This window comes from Constrictibacter sp. MBR-5 (assembly GCF_040549485.1).
Classification (GTDB): Bacteria; Pseudomonadota; Alphaproteobacteria; order JAJUGE01; family JAJUGE01; genus Constrictibacter.
In genome coordinates this window covers 390,915-409,116 of the sequence record NZ_JBEPTK010000002.1, presented here as the reverse complement: position 1 = coordinate 409,116, position 18,202 = coordinate 390,915, and the positions used below count along the sequence as shown (strand labels likewise).

15 protein-coding genes are annotated in these 18,202 nt (G+C 69.2%); 4 read left to right on the top strand and 11 right to left on the bottom strand.

Annotated features, from left to right (window positions below):
* The first annotated feature begins 13 nt into the window (after nt 1–13).
* From ABIE65_RS05925 to ABIE65_RS05915, 3 genes are read left to right on the top strand one after another with little or no spacing between them, the layout of a single operon-like run.
* Entirely contained in the window at nt 14–793 is a 780-nt protein-coding gene (locus ABIE65_RS05925) for a crotonase/enoyl-CoA hydratase family protein (protein ID WP_354076271.1), read from the top strand.
* A gap of 1 nt (nt 794) precedes the next feature.
* Nucleotides 795–1,814 carry an NADPH:quinone oxidoreductase family protein gene (locus ABIE65_RS05920; protein ID WP_354076270.1) on the top strand — a complete coding sequence of 340 codons (1,020 nt, stop codon included), beginning with the start codon at nt 795–797 and terminating at the stop codon, nt 1,812–1,814.
* On the top strand, nt 1,811–2,986 hold the full coding sequence (locus tag ABIE65_RS05915) for a CaiB/BaiF CoA transferase family protein (protein ID WP_354076268.1): 1,176 nt from the start codon (nt 1,811–1,813) through the stop codon (nt 2,984–2,986). Before ABIE65_RS05920 ends, ABIE65_RS05915 begins: the two co-directional genes overlap by 4 nt.
* A gap of 75 nt (nt 2,987–3,061) precedes the next feature.
* Here ABIE65_RS05915 and ABIE65_RS05910 read toward each other — a convergent pair whose 3' ends face one another.
* From ABIE65_RS05910 to ABIE65_RS05890, 5 genes are all read right to left on the bottom strand, one after another.
* Nucleotides 3,062–4,192 carry a type III PLP-dependent enzyme gene (locus tag ABIE65_RS05910; protein ID WP_354076266.1) on the bottom strand — a complete coding sequence of 377 codons (1,131 nt, stop codon included), beginning with the start codon at nt 4,190–4,192 and terminating at the stop codon, nt 3,062–3,064.
* 246 nt (nt 4,193–4,438) lie between these two features.
* Nucleotides 4,439–5,734 carry a Zn-dependent hydrolase gene (locus ABIE65_RS05905; protein ID WP_354076264.1) on the bottom strand — a complete coding sequence of 432 codons (1,296 nt, stop codon included), beginning with the start codon at nt 5,732–5,734 and terminating at the stop codon, nt 4,439–4,441.
* A 49-nt stretch (nt 5,735–5,783) separates the two neighbouring features.
* Entirely contained in the window at nt 5,784–6,791 is a 1,008-nt protein-coding gene (locus ABIE65_RS05900; RefSeq protein ID WP_354076263.1) for an LLM class flavin-dependent oxidoreductase, read from the bottom strand.
* Nucleotides 6,792–6,850: 59 nt separating this feature from the next.
* Nucleotides 6,851–10,030, bottom strand: a complete 3,180-nt coding sequence (locus ABIE65_RS05895) for a PAS domain-containing sensor histidine kinase (RefSeq protein WP_354076261.1) — start codon at nt 10,028–10,030, stop codon at nt 6,851–6,853.
* A gap of 329 nt (nt 10,031–10,359) precedes the next feature.
* Nucleotides 10,360–11,874, bottom strand: coding sequence for a M81 family metallopeptidase (locus ABIE65_RS05890; protein WP_354076260.1), 1,515 nt, complete (start codon nt 11,872–11,874; stop codon nt 10,360–10,362).
* Between the two features lie 158 nt (nt 11,875–12,032).
* On the opposite strand from ABIE65_RS05890, the gene ABIE65_RS05885 reads away from it, so the two are divergent.
* Nucleotides 12,033–13,166 (top strand): zinc-dependent alcohol dehydrogenase family protein, encoded by a 1,134-nt coding sequence (locus ABIE65_RS05885; RefSeq protein ID WP_354076259.1) that lies wholly within the window; start codon nt 12,033–12,035, stop codon nt 13,164–13,166.
* A 352-nt stretch (nt 13,167–13,518) separates the two neighbouring features.
* Here the strand turns inward: ABIE65_RS05885 and grxD are convergent, their stop codons facing one another.
* The 6 genes from grxD to purC all read right to left on the bottom strand — a co-directional run bounded on the left by grxD (nt 13,519) and on the right by purC (nt 18,196).
* The gene (gene grxD, locus ABIE65_RS05880; protein ID WP_354076257.1) at nt 13,519–13,872 is read right to left on the bottom strand and encodes a Grx4 family monothiol glutaredoxin; all 354 of its coding nucleotides are present in this window, start codon (nt 13,870–13,872) and stop codon (nt 13,519–13,521) included.
* A gap of 20 nt (nt 13,873–13,892) precedes the next feature.
* Nucleotides 13,893–14,129 (bottom strand): BolA family protein, encoded by a 237-nt coding sequence (locus tag ABIE65_RS05875; RefSeq protein WP_354076255.1) that lies wholly within the window; start codon nt 14,127–14,129, stop codon nt 13,893–13,895.
* Nucleotides 14,130–14,183: 54 nt separating this feature from the next.
* On the bottom strand, nt 14,184–16,394 hold the full coding sequence (gene purL, locus ABIE65_RS05870) for a phosphoribosylformylglycinamidine synthase subunit PurL (RefSeq protein ID WP_502918508.1): 2,211 nt from the start codon (nt 16,392–16,394) through the stop codon (nt 14,184–14,186).
* Between the two features lie 78 nt (nt 16,395–16,472).
* A complete protein-coding gene (purQ, locus tag ABIE65_RS05865; RefSeq protein WP_354076253.1) occupies nt 16,473–17,162 on the bottom strand; it encodes a phosphoribosylformylglycinamidine synthase subunit PurQ in 690 nt (229 codons plus the stop codon).
* On the bottom strand, nt 17,159–17,401 hold the full coding sequence (gene purS, locus ABIE65_RS05860; RefSeq protein ID WP_354076252.1) for a phosphoribosylformylglycinamidine synthase subunit PurS: 243 nt from the start codon (nt 17,399–17,401) through the stop codon (nt 17,159–17,161). The genes purQ and purS overlap by 4 nt, the downstream gene beginning before the upstream one ends.
* 30 nt (nt 17,402–17,431) lie before the next feature.
* Nucleotides 17,432–18,196, bottom strand: coding sequence for a phosphoribosylaminoimidazolesuccinocarboxamide synthase (gene purC, locus ABIE65_RS05855; RefSeq protein ID WP_354076251.1), 765 nt, complete (start codon nt 18,194–18,196; stop codon nt 17,432–17,434).
* Nucleotides 18,197–18,202 lie beyond the last annotated feature (6 nt).

Genomic DNA, 18,202 nt, shown 5'->3' with positions numbered 1-18,202 from the left:
AAAGAGGTCCGGGATGAACGCGCCGCAGACCGACAAGGTGCTCGTCGAGAAGGACGGGCATGTCACGATCATCACCATCAATCGCCCGCACGTCCGCAACGCGATCGACAACGAGACGGCAGCCGCGCTGACCGCCGCGTTCCACGCGTTCGATGCCGACGACACGGCACGCGTCGCCATCCTGACCGGCGCCGGCGGCACCTTCTGTTCCGGCGCCGACCTCAAGGCGCTCGCCGGCGGGGACGATTACGAGCCCTGGGCGGGCCACCCCGACGGCCCCTGCCACGACCTGCTGTCGAAGCCGATGATCGCGGCGGTCGCTGGCTATGCCTGCGCCGGCGGACTCGGCATGGCGCTGCGCTGCGACCTGCGCGTCGCCGAGGAGGGTGCCACCTTCGCCGTGCTCTCGCGCCGCTGGGGCGTACCGATGAGCGACGGGACGACCGTGCAGCTGCCGCGGATCGTCGGGCTCGGCCGGTCGCTCGACATGCTGCTGACGGCACGTCACGTCGGCGCCGCCGAAGCGGTGGCGATGGGCCTTGCCGACCGACTCGCCCCCGCCGGCAAGGCGTTGGAAGTGGCAAGAGAACTGGCGCACCAGATCGCCGCCTTCCCCCAGATCGCGATGCGGTCGGACCGGATGTCGACGATCCGACAGTTCGACCTGCCGCGTGCCGATGCGATCCGCCAGGAGATGGAACTGGCCGCGGAGGCCAGACGGATCGAGGCGCAGGCCGGTGCGGCACGCTTCGCCGAAGGTGCGGGCCGCCACGGCAAGGTCGGGGGGAACTGACATGCGCGCCGTTCTCTGCCGGGACGCCGGCGGCATCGACAGCCTGAAGGTCGAGGAAGTCGCCGCCCCCGACATGATCGCCGGCGGCGTCCGCATCGCCGTCGAGGCGGCCGGGGTGAGCTTCGCCAACCTGCTGGTCATCGCCGGGCGCCACCAGAACAAGCCGCCCAATCCCTTCGTGCCGGGCACGGAGATCGCCGGCATCGTGATCGAGGTGGCCGAAGGCGTCGGCCACGTACAGCCGGGCGACCGCGTCTGCGCCGGCCTTCCCTGGGGCGGCTTCGCCGAGGAGGCGGTGGTCGACGGCGACAACGTCTTCCGCATTCCGGCGGGTCTCGGCTACGACGCCGCAACCCAGTTTCCGACAATCTACGCCACCGCCTACGGCGCGCTCACCTGGCGGGCCCGCCTGCAGCCGGGCGAGGTGCTGCTGGTGCACGGGGCGGCCGGCGCCAGCGGCCTCGCCGCGGTCGAGGTCGGCAAGGCGCTCGGCGCGACCGTCATCGCCACCGCCGGCAGCGACGAGAAGCTGGCGGTTGCCCGCGCGCACGGTGCCTACCACTGCATCGACTACGGCAAGACCGACTTCCGCGATGCCGTTCTGGAGCTGACGGGCGGCCTCGGTGCCGACGTGATCTTCGATCCTGTCGGCGGCGACGTCTTCGACAAGTCGCTGCGCTGCATCGCCCCCGAAGGGCGCATCATTCCCATGGGCTTCGCGGGCGGGCGCATCCCGCAGGTGCCAGCCAACCTGCTGCTGGTCAAGAACATCGACGTGATCGGCGTCTATTGGGGCTACTACATGGCCTGGGGCAAGACGCGGGCGAGTGCCGCGAAGCGCGCCCGCGTCCGCGAGCTCTATGCGGAAATGTTCGCCCTGTTCGAACAGGGCAAGCTCGCCCCCCTCACCTACCGGAGCCTGCCGCTCGACCGGTTCGCGGAAGCGCTGCGCCTCGTCGAGAACCGCAGCGTCATGGGCAAGATCGTCCTCGTTCCCTATGCGTCGGAGGCCCAGCCATGAGCTATGCCCATCCCTATCGCGGCCTGCGGGTGCTCGACCTCGGCCAGGGCGTGGCCGCCCCCTACTGCGCGCAGCTCCTCGCCATCTACGGCGCCGAGGTGATCAAGGTGGAGCCGCCGGAAGGCGACTGGGGCCGCAGCCTAGGCACCACCTATGCCGGCCGCCAGTCCGCCGTTTCGGCGGTCTTCAACCGCGGCAAGAAGAGCCTCGTCCTCGACCTGCGCAAGGAGGAGGCCCGCGCCGTGGCGCGCCGGCTCGCGGTCCAAGCGGACGTGCTGATCGAGGGCTTCCGGCCGGGGGTCGCAGCGCGGCTGGGCCTCGGCTACGAGAGCCTGAAGACGGAGAACCCCCGCCTGCTCTACGTCTCGGTGAGCGGCTTCGGGCAGAGCGGTCCGTACGCCGCCCGCCCCTGCTCGGATTCAGCCGCCCAGGCCTTCTCCGGCCTGATCCACGCCGCCCGCGGACCGGACGGGACGCCGCACAAGAGCACCGCCATCCTCTCGGACGTCTCGACCGGTCTCTACGCCTACCAGGCAGTCGCGACCGCTCTCTATGCCCGGCGCGACGCCGCGGAGGGGCGCTGGATCGACGTCAGCCTGATGACCGGCTCGGCGGCCCTGCTCGGCCACAAGCTGGCGGAGGCGATGCTGGAAGGCGGGGCGCCGCGCCTGCTCAACGCCCCCGCGGGGGTCTACAAGACCGCGGACGGCTGGATCATGATCACCCTCGTGCGCGAGGATCAGTTCCGCAAGCTGTGCGCGATCCTGGGCCAGCCTGCCCTCGCCGAAGACCCGCTGTTCGCCACCTTCGCCCAGCGCGCGGACCATATCGACCGCCTGGTGCCGATCATCCGCGACCTGCTCCTGGCGGATACAACCGATGCATGGCTGGCGAAGCTGCGCGCCGCCGACCTGATCTGCGACCGCATCAATGATTTCGGCGACTGGCTGAAGGACGGCCATGTCCAGGCCGTCGGTGCGGCCGTGTCGACCGAGCATCCCGGCGTCGGGACCGTGCACGTGCCGCGCACGCCCGGTGCTGAGCGGGCCAGCGACGACACGATCGGCCTCGCCCCTGGCCTCGGGCAGCACAGCCGCAGCGTTCTCGCCGCGGCCGGCTGGAGCGAGGCGGAGATCGAGGGGCTGATCGCCGCCGGTGCCGTCGCCGACTGACGGTACTGCACCAAAGAAGAAGGGGCCGCCCCGTCGCCGGAGCGGCCCCTCAGTCTCATCCGCCGACCCGCCCGATCAGGCGAAGACGGTCCGCAGCGGCGGCAGGCCGTTGAAGCCGACCGAGCAGTAGGTCGAGGTGTAGGCACCGGCCGACATGAAATCGACCTTGTCGCCGGGCCGCAGGTCGACCGGCAACTCGTAGGGCGTCTTGCGGTACATGACGTCCACTTCGTCGCAGGTCGGTCCGGCCAGGATCACGCGCGAGGTCGGGCCCCCGTCACGCGAGGTCGAGATCCGGTACTTGATCGCCTCGTCCATCGTCTCGGCGAGACCGCCGAACTTGCCGATGTCCAGATAGACCCAGCGCTCGTCGTCGTCGTAGCTCTTGTGCGAGACCAGCACGACCTCGCTGTGGATCATGCCGGCATCGCCGACCATCGAGCGGCCGGGCTCGACCACCACCTCGGGAAGGTGGTTGCCGAAGTGCTTCGTCAACGCCGCCATGATCGCCTCGGCGTGGTCTTCGGTCTCCGGCGCATCGGTCGTGTAGCGCGCCGGGAAGCCCCCGCCGACATTGACCATGCGCAGGTTGATGCCGCGCTCGCTCAGCTCGGTGAACAGCATCGCCGTGCGGCCGACCGCCAGGTCCCACTGGCCGACGTCCCGCTGCTGCGACCCGACATGGAAGGAAACCCCGTAAGGCTCCAGACCCTTGTCACGGGCCGCGATCAGCAGGTCGCGTGCCATCTCGGCCTCGCAGCCGAACTTGCGTCCGAGCGGCCAGTCCGAGCCTTCGCCGGTCATCACGATGCGGCAGAAGACGCGCGCACCGGGAGCCGCCTCGGCCAGCTTGTCGAGTTCGCACTCGCTGTCGAAGGCGAACAGACGCACGCCGAGTTCGTAGGCGGCGGCGATGTCGGCCTTCTTCTTGATGGTGTTGCCGAACGACACGCGCTCGGGCGAAGCACCATTCATAAGAACGTCACGAATCTCGTATATGCTCGCAGCGTCGAAGCTGGAGCCGAGACCGGACAGAAGCTGCAGGATCTCCGGAGCCGGATTCGCCTTCATCGCATAGTAGATGGTGGCGAACGGCAGGGCGCGGCGCAGTTCTTCGTATTTCTGCTCGACGACGTCGAGGTCCATGATCAGGCACGGAGTCGCGGGTGCCTTCTCCGCTATATATCGGCGGATGCGTGCAGTCATCGCACATCCCTCCCCAAAGCCAGAATTAGCCCATGGGTGGCGGTCCTGCCCGAGAGCCTGACCGCCGGTGACCGCACCGTTACCTCGTTACCAATTCCCGTTCCCCTTCGGGGGATCGAGTACCAGCGGGCACGTGGGTGTGCGTGGTGCGAGTGGGGGCGTATATAGGCCCCCCCCCTGTGACGCAAAGGAAAAATTGACCCCCGCCCCATGAAAAGCGTGGGGGTTGCCGATGTGCGCCGCCGGTCAGCCGGCGAGCGTGGCGATGGTCGCGGCGAGCAGCCTCGCTCCCTCGCCGAAATCCGCGATCGTCATGGCCTCGTGCGGATTGTGGCTGCCGTTCTCGTTGCGGACGAGCAGCATCGCCGCCGGAATGCCGGCGCGCGCGAAGATCGACGCATCGTGACCGACGGTGGCGAATTCGCGGACCGGAAGGCTCAGGCCGCCCGCCGTCTCCACCAGGAGTCGGCGCAAGTCCGGGTCGAGCGGCGTCGGGCTGGAGCCGACACATTCGCCCAGTTCGAAGGTCACCCGCCGCGCCGCTGCGATCTCCTTCGCCAGGGCGTAGGTCAGGTCGCGCCCCTGGTCGAGGAACGGCTGGGTCGTGCCGCCGATGTTCAGCGTGAAGTCGATCCGCCCCGGCACCTTGGTCATGGTGTGCTCGGCGCGATCGGTGAACAGCTTGCCAACGGTGAACACCGTATCGGGTACGCCCGAGGCCTCCTGCTCCACCCACCAGGCCTCCAGCCGTGCCAGCAGTTCCACAACCGCGAGGGCGGCGTCCGAGCGATAGGCGCGCGGCGTGGCGCCGGAATGGTCGTAGCTGCCCATGCAACAGGCGTAGGGGAAGCGCACGTTGCCCCGGATCGTGGTCGGGATCGCGACCGCGACGTCCTCGCCGATCAGGACCGGCCCCTGCTCGATATGCAGCTCGAGGAAGGCGCGGGTGTTGGCCGGCGTGACGCTGGGCCCCGACGCACGCAGTGCGGCAATGTCGATGCCGACGTCCGCCATGTGAGATGCCAGCGAACGCCCGCTGTCGTCGCGCAGCAGCGTATCGAGCTGCGCCGGCGGCAGCACCCCCGTCGCGAGCCTGCTGCCGACATAGGCGATGCCGTACCAGACGCTCTCCTCGCCGGTCATGCCGATGACCGTGACGTCGCAGGCCGGCTCGAAGCCCGTGTCCTTCAGCGCGGCGAGGCCGACGAGCCCCGCGACGATGCCCGCAAGGCCGTCATAATTGCCGCCCTTCGGCACCGAGTCGAAGTGGGAGCCGGTCATGATCGCGGGGGCGCTGCGGTCGCGGCCGGGCAGCGTGTAGAAGTAATTCCCGGCGGCGTCGGTGCGGATCTCCAGCCCGAGATCGCGGGCGACGGCAGTGGCCATGTCGGCCGCCATCCTGTCCTGCGGGCTCCAGGCCGGGCGCGTCACCCCGGCGGTGTCGGCGGTGGCCGCGCGGATCTGCTCGAACAGGGCATCGGCCATCGGCAGCCTAGCGAGCGCCGCCTCGGCGATCGCGGCGGGATCGGGACTGTTTCTCACGGCGTGGTTCCTCGGTTCGTCGTTCAGGCAGCCTGGGGCGTCGAGAGTATCAGGGCGCGAAGGCTTCCAGGATCTCGTCGTAATTGCGGCTGAGCGGGATCAGGACGATCTCGTCCAGGCCGGCGTCGAGCCAGCGCCGTGCGCTCGCCACGCACTGCTCGGGCGTACCGTGCGCGATCAAATCATCGACCAGGGCGTCGTCGACCAGCGACATCGCATCCTCGATGCCGCCCGGCCGCGGCGGCCAGCCGCCCATGACGCGCTTGATCTCGGCCAGCCGCTCCTCGGGAAATTTCAGCGCCTCCGCGAAATGCGGCTGCTGCCCGAGATACTGGGTCACCAGCCGCTTGGCGTCGAACCTCGCTTTCTCCGGGTCGGCGTTCATCGAGACGTTGACCAGCTGAACCTTGTCGAGGTCGGCGAGCGTCCGGCCGGACCGTGCCGCGCCCTCTGCCAGCAGGCCGAGCGCCTCGACGGTGTAGTCCGGCGGCAGGATGCCGTTCATCAGCACGCCGTCCGCGACCTCCCCGGACAGCTGCATCATCTTCGGCCCCGTCGGCCCCAGATAGATCTTCACGTCCGGGGGCACGCGCGCATCGCCGTAGCCGAGGTCGAGGGTGAGGTCGCGCACCTTCACGAACTCGCCCTCGAAGGTGACGCCTGCCTCCAGGGCGAGCAGCCGGCGCAGCACGCCCACATATTCGCGCATCTGCGTCAGCGGCTTGCGCCGGTCGATCCCCTGCTTCCAGGCGAGCGGGTCCCAGTAGGCGCCGAGCCCCACCGACATGCGCCCCGGCGCCAGATTGTCGAGCGTGGCGAAGGTCATCGCCATGAGCGCGGGCCCTCGGGTCCAGCTGTTGACGATGCCGCTTCCCAGCCGGATCCGCTCGGTCGTCGCCGCCATCGCGCCGAGGACCGACGGCGCGTCCCGGGCGAGCCGCGTCTCCGTCACCCAGAGGGAATGATAGCCCAGCGCCTCGGCCTTCTGTGCCAGGCGCAGCTGCTCGCGGACGCCGGGCCGGTCGAGAAATCCGAAGCCGATCTTCTTGCCGTTCACTTTTGCACCGCCTCATCCGCCGACATGCGAGCGCAGCAATCGGCATGCCACGGCGAGCCCTAGGGGCTGACGTTCCGGTATGCCGGCAAGCGAACCCGAAAGATCGTTCCCTGACGACGGCGCGCCTCGATCTCCACCCGGCCGCCGTGCAGCTCCGTCAGCCCCTTCACCAGGGACAGGCCCAGGCCCGTCCCCTGGTATTGGCGGGCGAGGTCGCTCTGCACCTGGAAGAAGGGCTCGAAGACGCGCGCCTGCATCTGCTCGGGAATGCCGATGCCCGTGTCCGCCACGGTGAGGACGATACCGCCACCGGCCTGACGCCAGACGCACACGGTGACACGGCCGCCCGACGGCGTGAACTTGACCGCGTTGGACACGAGATTGAGCAGGATCTGCCGGATATAGCGGGCATCGCCGCGCACCCGGGGCAGGTCGGCGGCGACGCGCGCGCGCAGGGCGAGCGACGATGCCGCGGCCTGCTCGCGGCACAGCAGGATCGACGCCTCGACGACCTCGTGCAGGTCGAAGACCTCCTCGGCGACTTCGGCTTTCCCGGCTTCGATTTTCGAGATGTCGAGGATGTCGTTGATGAGGTCGAGCAGCAACTGCCCGCTCGCATGGATGTCGGAGGCGTAGCTCAGATAGACCGCGTTTCCGAGCGGCCCGAACATCTCCGCCTTCATCACGTCCGAGAAGCCGATCACGGCGTTCAGCGGCGTGCGCAGCTCGTGGCTCATGTTGGCCAGAAACGCCGACTTGGCGCGGTTCGCCGCCTCCGCGGCGTCGCGGGCGGCGCGCATCTCCTGCTCGCGCTTCTCCCGGGGCGTGACGTTGGTATAGGTCGCGACGGTACCGCCGTCGGGCAGCGGCGTCGTGGTGACCTCGATGACGTTGCCGTCCGCCAGACGTTGGACCATGTGGCGCGAGCCGATCCCCCCAACGGTCCCCAGCGTCTTCCTCAGAACGGCCGCGACCTCGTCGGAAGCGTAGATCCCGGCATCGATACACCCCTCGAGCAGCGCCTTGCGGGTCACGCCGACGCGAGCCCGGTCACCCAAACGGTAGAGCTCGACATACCGCCTGTTGAAGAGCGTCAGACGGTCCTCGGCATCGAACAGCGCCAGGCCCTGGCTGATATTGTCGAGGGCTACCCTGATCTGCCGGTTCTTCTCCTCGATCGCCGCATTGGCCGCCTTGAGCTGCAGTTCCATGTTCTTGCGGTCGGAGATGTCGCTGACCGCGCCGACGATCCGGGCCACCCTGCCGTCGGCGCCGCGCCGGCTGACGGCCCGGTCGAGCAGCCAGCGCCACCCCCCGTCGCGATGCCGGACGCGATATTCCGCTGCGAACAGCTTCTCGCGGCTGGCACGGTAGCGCTTCAGGGCGGCGCGATATCCGTCGAAATCGTCGGGATGGATCTGTTCCGCCCACCAGTTCCACCGCTGGATGTCCTCGCCGGCAGGCACGCCGAGCATGCCGCGCAGGCGCTCCGAACGGAAGACGGTCCCGCGCCGGATATCCCAGTCCCAGAGGCCTTCCGCCGCCCCCTCCACGGCGAGCCCGAAGCGCTCCTCGCTCTCGCGCAGCGCCGTCTCCGTGCGCTTCCGCGCACTGATGTCGCGGATGGCGCACAGGATCCTGGTGACCGGTGCATCCGCAGTGTCGCGCTGCGGCTTGCCGTGCACCTCGACCCATCGGACGCCGCCGGCAGGGCCGATCATCCGCAATTCCACGGACATGTCGGCACCGGCCAGGAGGCGCTGCGTGAAGGTCGCGCCGGCAGTCCTGTCGTGCGGATGGACGAGTGCCAGCAGGCCCGCCGCCCTCACCTGCTCCGGCAGTTCGCGCCCCAGGATGTCGCCGGCCCGGCCCACCTTCCACTCGCGCACCAGCATGCCCGCCGAATCGACGCGATAGCAGAACACGAGATCCGTGGTGAGATCGGATACGGCACGGTAGCGTTCGGCGCTCTCGCGCTGCAGGTCGGAAGCCCGGCGGCGGGCCGTCACGTCCAGCAGGAAGACCGACGCGCCCCCTTCGGTGGGCAGGATTCGCGCGTCGAACCAGCGTTGGCCGGACGTCCAGGGGATCTCCAGTTCCTGCTTCTCGCGCTGCCGGATGCAGCGGAACAGCTCGGGGCCGAGCAGATCCCACAGGGCATCGGCGCCGTCCCAGATCGGCACGCCGACGATCTCCGACGGGTCGCATCCGAGCAGCGCTGCCGCCGCATCGTTCGCATAGACCAGTGTCAGTTCCTGGTCGACGGCGAGCACCGCGTCGCGCAGGCTGTCCAGGATCGCCACGATCTGGCTGCGGTTCCGCTCCAGCGCCGCTTCCGCGCGGTGCCGCGCGCTGACATCCTCGAAGATGACCGTGCGCGCCGCTCCGGCGCCCGCGACCCGCAGCCGAACCTCGAAGGGGTGGCCGTCGCCCCCCTTCGCGCGGGCTTCGACCGGGCCGATGGCAGCGTCGCCGAAGACGGCGCCGGCATCGCCGGAGGCCGTCGCCGCGGCGATGAGGTCGGCTAAGGCAGTATGCCGGTCCGAAGACGGCTCGTCCGCCAGCAGCGTCTCGAAGGCGCGACCGGCGGAGAGCCCGCCGAACATCCGCTCGGCTGCCGGGCTGAATCCCTCGATGCACCCCGCCGCATCGAGCGACACGACGGCCTCGCTCGCCGTCTCGAGGACCCCACGGGTCCATGCGCGCTCGGCCTGGAGGTCGAGGCTGAGACGGGCCTGGCGCAGGCTGCCGGCGAGACGGGGACCGAGGGCATTGAGCCAGACGTCCAGGTCGGCGGCGGCTCGGTCAGACCGCGCCTCGACCGACAGCAGCCAGCTCGAGCCGAGTGAATCCCGCAGGACGATGTCCCGGCGATCGCCCGCGGTCGCCGCTGGAACAGGCGGGACCTCCGCCCCGTCTGCACCGCGTGCGAGATGCTTGAGTTCCGCAGACTGGAGCCGCAGCGCGTCGCGAAGCGCCGCCGCGATGGCCTCCGCTTCGGCCCCGGTCGACGCCACGCCCATGTAGGTGTCGACGCGTATGAGCGCCTCTTCGACGGTGACATCCCGGCATTCCAGCAACCATCCGCCCGCCAGCCGCGTGAAGGTCATGGCGACTCGGCGGATGCGGCCGGACCGGGTGCGGGCCTCGACGCGGTCCAGTGTCACCCAGGGCCGGCCGTCAGGTGCTTCGGTCCCGGGAAGCGTGCCGCGGTAGAGGCGGCCGGCGATATCGGCCACGGACGATCCCGCTGCCGGCACCCTGCCGAACAAGGCGGCAACCCGGCCCGCATCGGCGCCGAATCTCAGATCTTCATCGAGGACGCATAGAAGCGGCTGCCCGTCGGCAACGTCGCCGGGAGGCGGTCGGTCTGTCATCCCCCACTCGGAGAGCGAAGCATCAGGTGTCACGGCAATCCCACGACCCCGCCCCACGACACCGGTGCGCGCGCCGGGGCTGCAGCCTCATCCGATCCGTGTTCGTGTGGCCCGGCTCCCGGCACTTAGACGTTCCAGCATATGGTTCCTCACCCCAGAATCGTAGGAACAGGTTGCGAAACCCTAAAGACCTAAGCCCCTTGCCGTGGCGCGAACGGCACCCCCAGCGGACCCAGGCGGACGCCCGGACGCAGGTTGACGTAGGGCAGATCGGCAGGCAATGCGACGACTGGCCCCGGCGCCAGAACCACGAGAATGTCCTCGGCGATCGGCTCGAAGTCGGCCCGGAAATGGACCGAACTCTTCAGCGCCAGGATCTTCGTCGCCGCCGGTTCGACGCCCAGGTGGCGGAACATCGCCTGGTCCGCCGCCTGCACCTTCCGACAGCACAGGACGACGCGGACGCCGGGTGCGGCCTCGCAGCGGAGCAGCGCCATCGGCCCGAGATTCATGCGACTGCCGCCGTAGAACGGCCCGGTGCCGGTGAACTGCCCGCTGCCGAGCTTCTCGACGCGGTAGCGGCCGACCAGCGGCGCGTCGCCGGCGACGCCCGACTTGCCGCCGAGGCTCGCCTCGATGGTGGCGCCCTCGCCCGCCGCGTGGGCCTGCTCGGCGACGGCCGGGTCGACCAGCAGGCCCAGCACGGCGCCCTCCGCCCCGGCACGGACGAGCGCCGCCAGGACACCGGTGGTGTCGCCGTCGCCGCCGCCGCCGGGATTGTCCTGGGTGTCCGCGAGAATGACCGGCCGCGTCGCCGTCGCGGCACGGCTACGGGCTTCGGCGACCGCTTCGTCCGGCTGCCAGCACCGGCCGGCGAAGTCGCCCTCGCGGCCCTCGACCGCGCTCGCCAGCGTGTTCGCGGCGGAGTCGGCGGCGGCCTGGTCGGCACCGTAGGCGAAGACCGCGGGCCCGCAGTGATGGATGTCGGCGGGCGGAAAGCCGGGCGTGAAGGACACGCCGAACACCTTGCCCGTGGCCAGCGACGCCAGCCGCCGGTACAGCGACGCCGCCGGCTCGATCATCGTGCACTGCCAGTTGATCGGAATGAGGAAATCGAGCTGGCGGAAGGACTTCGCCGGCCGGCCCTCGGCGAAGATGCGCTCCAGGATGTGCGCGACACGGGCGCCCGTCTCGGACATGTCGATGTGGGGGTAGGTGCGATAGGCGTCCAGCAGGTCCGCACCGTCGATCATCTGCGGCGTCACGTTGGCGTGCAGATCGAGCGAGCCGACGATGATCACGTCGGGCCCGACCAGCCCCCGCACCCGCCGGATCAGTTCACCCTCGCCGTCCTCCAGATGCTCCGGCACCATCGCGCCGTGCAGGTCGAGATAGACGGCGTCGACCCGGCCCGCCGCGGCCAGATCCTGGAGCATCATGCCGGCGATGCGCTCGTAAGCGTCCTCGGTGACGTGCGCCGACGGGCTGGCGTTGCACCAGACCAGCGGCACCAGGTCGTGCCCCGCGGCGCGCGCCACCTTCACGAAGCCGTCGCTCGGGATGTTGATGCCGGTGATCGCCGGGATCAGCTCCGCGCCCCGCGACAGCCCCGGCCAGCCCGCCGCCCTGGCGAAATCCTCGTACCCCGCCTTGGTCGGTGCGAAGGTGTTCGTCTCGTGGTGGAAGCCGCCGATGGCGATGCGCATGCCGACACTCCTGATGGACTCCCGCGGGCCATGACCGCGAGTTTGCGGTGCAGCACCGGCGCGTTCAAGCGTAGCACGGCGGCGGCCCGCTCCGCCTTGTCCCACGCGGCGCGAAGTGCTGACATGCAGCGACGAAACGCCCGAGGCGGAGGACGACAATGAAGATGAAGGCGGCACTGCTTCTCGAATGCGGCATGAAGGGCCCCTATGCCGAGACCAAGCCGCTGAAGATCGAGGAGGTCGAACTCGATCCGCCGCGCGAGAACGAGATGCTGGTCAAGATCGGCGGCGGCGGCATCTGCCATTCAGACCTGTCGGTCATCAACGGCGACCGGCCGCGCCCCGTGCCGCTGGCGATGGGCCACGAGGGCGCCGGCGAGGTGGTCGAGGTCGGGCCGGGCGTCCACGACGTGAAGGTCGGCGACCATGTCGTCTTCCAGTTCAGCCCGAGCTGCGGCCGCTGCCGGCGCTGCCTTGAGGGCCGTCCGCAGGTCTGCGAAGTCGGCGCGGTGGCCAAGGCCGGCGGCGACCTGATGGGCGGCGGCCGGCGCATCCACTGGAACGGCCAGAGCGTGGCACACCACACCGGCGTCTCCTGCTTCGCCGAATATGCCGTCGTCGACCGCGGCTCGGTCGTCGTGATCGACAAGGACCTGCCGCTGCACGAAGCCGCGCTGTTCGGCTGCGCGGTGATGACCGGCGTCGGCGCCGTCATCAACACGGCGCGCATCCTGCCGGGCGACAGCGTCGCGGTGATCGGCCTGGGCGGCGTCGGCCTGAACGGACTGCTCGGCGCCAAGCTCGCCGGTGCGGCGCAGATCATCGCGGTCGACATCAACGACGCGAAGCTCGGCCTCGCGCGCCAGCTGGGTGCCACGCACACGATCAACCCGACCGACCCGAACGCCATCCAGGAACTGCGCGACATCACCAACGGCGGCGTCGACTATGCGATGGAATTGGCCGGCACCGTTCCCGCGATGAAGACGGCCTACGCGATGATCCGCTACGGCGGCACGGTCGTGACCGCCGGCCTGTCGCCGGCCGGCGCCGAGTTCGCGCTGAACCAGAGCGACCTCGTCAGCCAGGAGAAGTCGATCAAGGGCAGCTACATGGGCAGCTGCGTGCCGGTGCGGGACATCCCGCGCTTCATCGACCTCTACCGCCAGGGCCGGCTGCCGGTCGACAGGCTCATCGACCGCACCATCCCGCTGGACCAGATCAACGCCGGCTTCGACAAGCTGGCCTCGGTCGCTACCGTGCGCCAGATCGTCGTGCCGCACATGGCGTAGTTTCCGGCACCTGCGGCCGCGGAGCGCTCCTCTGGGTTGCCGGGTCTCCGCCCGGCAACGACAGTGGGGATGGTGCTCTTTACAGTTCCATGGGTGTCGGCGGCGGTTCGTGAAACGTCGTGCAACATGGTCTTCGTCATGTTGCACGACGTAAAAGTCGAGCGCCCCGCACATCTTATGCTGTCCTGCCCGGCCGAATTGTACTGTCATGCCCGGGCGAAGACCCGGGCATCCAGCGCCGATTCACGGGGGCAGACGGCGCCTGTGAAACGTCGTGCAACGCAATTCGCAGCGTGTTGCACGACAGCGCCGAGCCGAAGGCGGGCGGGACGCCCGCGTTCCGGACAGGTCCTCAAGCGTCGTCGCGGACCTCGACGCCCTTGCTCTTCAGCACCTCGGTCAGTTCGCCGCTCTCGTACATCTCGCGGACGATGTCGCAGCCGCCGATGAACTCGCCCTTCACGTAGAGCTGCGGGATCGTCGGCCAGGAGCTGAACTCCTTGATGCCCTGGCGCAGCGCCTGGTCCTGCAGGATGTCGATGCCCTTGAAGCGGACGCCCAGGTGGCTGAGCACCTGCACCACGGCCGACGAGAAGCCGCACTGCGGGAAGACCGGGCTGCCCTTCATGTAGAGCACCACGTCGTTGGCGGCGATGTCCTGGCGGATACGGTCGAAGACCGGGCTCTCGGTGGCGGTGGCGTTCATGGCGATGTCTCCAGGAGGGTTCAGGCGTCCGGGACGGAGGTCTGCAAAGCGAGGGCGTGCAGTTCGTTGCCCATGCGGCCCTGCAGCGCCTGATAGACGATCTGGTGCTGCTGGACGCGGGTCTTGCCCTTGAAGGCCGACGAGGTGACGTGCGCCGCGTAGTGATCGCCGTCGCCCGCCAGATCCTCGATCGCGACCTTGGCGTCGGGCAGCGCCGCCCTGATCAGGGTCTCGATCTCGTGCGGGTCCATCGCCATGCGATCTCTCCAAATCCGGTGCGGACGTCCGCCTCTATCGGCGGCGAGCGGGTGTCAATGGGCAGCCGCCGCGGCGGTCGCTTCGGGTCCGTCCATGTAGGACGGCATCCACGACTCGTGCAGCCTGCGCAACTCGGCCAAGGATATGGGATAGTCGCCGTTTACAGTCAACGCGTCGCCCCCGGCGAAGCCGATGCGGCGGGCGGGAACGCCGGCGGCCGCAGCCGCGGCCAGCACCCGCTCGGGCGTCGTCGTCGCCAGGACGTAGCGCGCCTGATCCTCGCCGAAGAGCCAAGCATAGATCGGAATGCCGAGATGCTCTGCCTCGATCGCCGCGCCGACATTTCCGGCCAGCGCCATCTCCGCCACCGTGACGAATAGGCCGCCGTCGGAGACGTCGTGGCAGGCGGTGACCAGCCGGTCGGCGATGAGCCGGCGGACGAGGTCGCCGTTGCGCCGTTCGACCTCCAGGTCGACGGCGGGCGGCGGGCCGTCCTCCCTGCCTTCGATGTCGCGCAGATAGGCGGAGGCGCCCAGGTGCCCGGCGGTGTCGCCGATCAGGACGATCACCTCGCCGTCGGCGGTGAAGCCCGTCGACGGCACCGTCGACAGGTCGTCGACGACGCCGAGGCCGCCGATGGTCGGGGTCGGCAGGATGCCGGTACCGCTCGTCTCGTTGTAGAGCGACACGTTGCCGGAGACGACGGGATAGTCGAGGGCGAGGCCGGCGGCGCGCATGCCTTCGATGCAGCCGACGATCTGGCCCATGATCTCGGGCCGCTCGGGGTTGCCGAAGTTCAGGTTGTCGGTGAAGGCGAGCGGGCGCGCACCGACGGCGGTCAGGTTGCGCCAGGATTCGGCGACGGCCTGTGCGCCGCCCTGCACCGGATCGGCGAAGCAGTAGCGCGGCGTGCAGTCGCTGGAGAGGGCCAGCCCGCGCGTCGTGCCCGGCAGCCGCACGACCGCAGCGTCGCCGCCGGAGCCGCGCAGCGTGTGGCCGCGCACGAGGCTGTCATACTGTTCCCAGATCCAGCGTCGGCTGGCGAAATTAGGACCACCCATGAGCCGCTTCAGCGTCTCGCCCGGATCCATCCGCGCCGGAATGTCGTCATGGTCGATCGCGGTGCGCGGCGGCGTCTTCACGTGCGGCCGGTCGTACTCCGGCGCGCCGTCGGCGACCGCCGCGATCGGCAGGTCCGCCACCACCTCGCCGCCGAAGCGCAGGACCATGTGCCCCGTCTCGGTCAGCCGGCCGATGATCGCGAAGTCCAGTTCCCACTTGTCGAAGATCGCCCGCGCCACGTCCTCGCGGCCCGGCTTCAGCACCATGAGCATGCGCTCCTGGCTCTCCGACAGCATGATCTCGTAGGGGATCATGCCCGTCTCGCGCACCGGCACGCTGTCCAGGTCGAGTTCGACGCCGACGCCGCCCTTGTGCGCCATCTCGAAGGAGGAGGAGGTCAGGCCGGCCGCGCCCATGTCCTGGATGGCGACGATGGCGTCGGTCGCCATCAGCTCCATGCAGGCCTCGATCAGCAGCTTCTCGGTGAACGGGTCGCCCACCTGCACCGTCGGGCGCTTCTCCTCGGAGCCCTCGCCGAACTCGGCGGACGCCATGGTGGCGCCGTGGATGCCGTCGCGCCCGGTCTTGGCGCCGACATAGACCACCGGATTGCCGGGCCCGGCGGCGGCCGAATAGAAGATGCGGTCCGCCGGCGCGATGCCGACGGTCATGGCGTTGACCAGGATGTTGCCGTTGTAGGCCGGGTGGAACTCGCACTCGCCGCCAACCGTCGGCACGCCGACGCAGTTGCCGTAGCCGCCGATGCCGGCCACGACGCCGGCGATCAGGTGGCGCGTCTTCGGGTGGGACGGATCGCCGAAGCGCAGCGCGTTCAGGTTGGCCACCGGCCGCGCGCCCATAGTGAAGACGTCGCGCAGGATGCCGCCGACGCCCGTCGCCGCGCCCTGGTAGGGCTCGATGAAGGACGGGTGATTGTGGCTCTCCATCTTGAACACGGCGGCGAGGCCGTCGCCGATGTCGACCACGCCGGCATTCTCGCCGGGGCCGCAGATGACCCACGGCGCCGTCGTCGGCAGGGTCTTCAGCCAGCGCTTCGACGATTTGTAGGAGCAGTGCTCGCTCCACATCACCGAGAAGATGCCGAGTTCGACGAGGTTCGGTTCGCGGCCGAGGATGCCGAGCAGCCGCTCGTACTCGTCGGGCTTCAGGCCGTGCTCGGCGACGATTTCGGGCGTGATCATTGCAGGTCGGTCAAGCCGTGAGCCAGGGTGGACGGCGCGCATGGTCAGCGCCGCATGATTGAACGGACGGTCGCGCCCTCACCCGAGCGCGGCCGCCAGCCCTTCGAACATCCTGCGGCCGTCGGTGTTGCCCAGGCGCGGATCGACGGCATCCTCGGGATGCGGCATGAGCCCGAGCACGTTGCGGCGCTCGTTCAGGATGCCGGCGATGCTGCCGGCCGAACCGTTCGGGTTGAAGTCGCCGACCTCGTCGCCGTCCGGCGCGCAGTAGCGGAAGGCGATCAGCCCCTCGCCACGCAGGCGCGCGAGAGTCTCGACGTCGGCGACGTAGTTGCCGTCGTGATGCGCCACCGGCACGCGGATCACGTCGCCGGCGTTGTAGCCGCGGGTGAACACGCTGTCGCTCGTCTCGACGCGCAGATGCACGAAGCGGCAGACGAACTTCAGGTGCGCGTTGCGCAGCAGCGCACCCGGCAGCAGCCCGCATTCCGTGAGGATCTGGAAGCCGTTGCAGATGCCGAGCACCGGCACGCCGCGATCGGCCGCCGCCTTCACCTCGCGCATGATCGGCGACTGGGCCGCCATGGCGCCGGCGCGCAGATAGTCGCCGTAGGAGAAGCCGCCCGGTACGACGATCAGGTCGGCCTCGGGCAGGTCGCTGTCGCGGTGCCAGACCGTCTGCGGCCGCCGGCCGGTGACCAGTTCCAGCGCGTCCTCGACATCGCCTTCCCGGTTGGATCCGGGGAAGAGAACGACCGCCGTCTTCATCCGATCAGCTCGACCGTGTAGTCCTCGATCACGGGGTTGGCGAGCAGGCGGTCGCACATCGCGCGCACCCGCTCCTGCGCCTTGCCCCTGTCGGTCTCCGCCAGGTCGATCTCGATGACCTTGCCCTGCCGGACGTTCTCGACGCCGTCGAAGCCGAGCCCGGAGAGAGCACGGCCGATCGCCTGCCCCTGGGGATCGAGCACGGCACGCTTCAGGGTGACGTGGACGCGAGCCTTCATAACAGACGGGCCTTCATATCGAGAGTTCCATCAAGCCGTCATCTTCGCGCTGGGGACTTCCTGCGGGCCGCTTTCGGGCAGGATGCCGAGGCGGCGCGCCACTTCCTGGTAGGCCTCGGCCACGCCGCCCAGATCGCGGCGGAACCGGTCCTTGTCCATGATCTCGTTGGTCTTCGTATCCCAGAGCCGGCAATTGTCGGGGCTGATCTCGTCGGCCAGGACGATGCGCATGTCGTCCTGGGTGTAGAGACGGCCGAACTCGACCTTGAAGTCGACGAGCCGGATGCCGGCGCCGAGGAAGAGGCCGCTGAGATAGTCGTTTATGCGCAGCGCCAGGTTGAACATGTCGTCCAGGTCCTGCGGCGACGCCCAGCCGAACGCGGTGATGTGCTCCTCGGTGACCAGAGGATCGCCGAGCTCGTCCGACTTGTAATAGTACTCGCAGATCGAGCGCGGCAGCGCCGCGCCCTCGGCCATGCCGAAGCGCTTGGCGAAGCTGCCCGCGGCGACGTTGCGGATGACCACCTCGACCGGGATGATCTCGACCTCGCGGACCAGCTGCTCGCGCATGTTCAGGCGGCGCACGAAATGCGTCGGAATGCCCATGCCTTCCAGCCGCATCATCAGATACTCCGAGATGCGGTTGTTGAGCACGCCCTTGCCGGTGATCGTGCCCTTCTTCTGATTGTTGAAGGCGCTGGCGTCGTCTTTGAAATACTGGATCAGCGTGCCCGGCTCCGGTCCCTCGAAGAGAACCTTCGCCTTGCCTTCGTAGATCCGTCGTCGCCGGGACATTCTGGC

Excerpts from the sequence above, each read along its gene's own strand:
- ABIE65_RS05890 (WP_354076260.1), bottom strand. The coding sequence starts at position 11,874 with ATGCGCATCGCCATCGGCGGCTTCCACCACGAGACGAACACCTTCGCA.
- purC (WP_354076251.1), bottom strand. The coding sequence starts at position 18,196 with ATGTCCCGGCGACGACGGATCTACGAAGGCAAGGCGAAGGTTCTCTTC.
- ABIE65_RS05925 (WP_354076271.1), top strand. The coding sequence starts at position 14 with ATGAACGCGCCGCAGACCGACAAGGTGCTCGTCGAGAAGGACGGGCAT.
- ABIE65_RS05910 (WP_354076266.1), bottom strand. The coding sequence starts at position 4,192 with ATGACTGCACGCATCCGCCGATATATAGCGGAGAAGGCACCCGCGACT.
- ABIE65_RS05885 (WP_354076259.1), top strand. The coding sequence starts at position 12,033 with ATGAAGATGAAGGCGGCACTGCTTCTCGAATGCGGCATGAAGGGCCCC.
- purS (WP_354076252.1), bottom strand. The coding sequence starts at position 17,401 with ATGAAGGCTCGCGTCCACGTCACCCTGAAGCGTGCCGTGCTCGATCCC.
- ABIE65_RS05920 (WP_354076270.1), top strand. The coding sequence starts at position 795 with ATGCGCGCCGTTCTCTGCCGGGACGCCGGCGGCATCGACAGCCTGAAG.
- ABIE65_RS05875 (WP_354076255.1), bottom strand. The coding sequence starts at position 14,129 with ATGGCGATGGACCCGCACGAGATCGAGACCCTGATCAGGGCGGCGCTG.
- purL (WP_502918508.1), bottom strand. The coding sequence starts at position 16,394 with ATGATCACGCCCGAAATCGTCGCCGAGCACGGCCTGAAGCCCGACGAG.
- purQ (WP_354076253.1), bottom strand. The coding sequence starts at position 17,162 with ATGAAGACGGCGGTCGTTCTCTTCCCCGGATCCAACCGGGAAGGCGAT.
- grxD (WP_354076257.1), bottom strand. The coding sequence starts at position 13,872 with ATGAACGCCACCGCCACCGAGAGCCCGGTCTTCGACCGTATCCGCCAG.
- ABIE65_RS05915 (WP_354076268.1), top strand. The coding sequence starts at position 1,811 with ATGAGCTATGCCCATCCCTATCGCGGCCTGCGGGTGCTCGACCTCGGC.